This is a genomic window from Streptomyces sp. UNOB3_S3 (assembly GCF_020740895.1).
GTDB lineage: Bacteria > Actinomycetota > Actinomycetes > Streptomycetales > Streptomycetaceae > Streptomyces.
Genome location: NZ_JAILXP010000763.1, coordinates 1 through 649 on the forward strand (window position 1 = coordinate 1; position 649 = coordinate 649).

Consider the following 649-nt stretch of genomic DNA (forward strand, 5'->3'; position numbering starts at 1 on the left):
TGTGTATAAGGGACAGGCCGGTGGCTGCGGCGGATGCTCGCCGCGTGCGAGACGGGAGCGCCCGGCCTGCCCCACGTCCACGCCTCCTACGACGCCGCCTGGTACGACGGCACGCACCCCTTCACTCCCGCACACTCCGCCCGGCTCGGCGCCATGACCACCGTGCACTCGTGGGTCTTCGACGGCACCACCCAGCGCTACGGGCACGACGCCCCGGCCACCGGGCTGCACGCCGCGTACCTCGTCGAACTCTCCAAGGCCTGGGCCGACGACCCTGCCCGCCCGGTGTGGCTCCAGGAGGTCGGGGCCCCGGCCCCGCACGTCCCGCCGTCGCACGCGGCGGCCTTCGCGGAGGCGACGATCGAGGCCGTCCTGGACTGCCCGGACGTCTGGGGCATCACCTGGTGGTGCTCGCACGACGTCGACCGGGGGCTGGCGGACTTCCCGGAGCTGGAGTACGGGCTGGGGCTGCTGACCAACGACCGGGTGGTCAAGCCGGTGGGGGAGGCGGTGGGGCGGTACGCGACGGGAAGCCGCCACCCGGTGGCGGGGGTGCGTCGGACCGCGCTGGTCCTGGACGTCGGCGATCCGGACGACGCCCCCGGGCGGTCGGTCTGCGCACCGGACGGCACGTTCTTCGAGGCATGGA

1 pseudogene is annotated in these 649 nt (G+C 74.3%); it reads left to right on the forward strand.

What is annotated here, in order from left to right:
- Window positions 1–15 precede the first annotated feature (15 nt).
- Window positions 16–649, forward strand: a pseudogene (locus tag K6I33_RS35510) (glycosyl hydrolase); the annotation flags it as partial.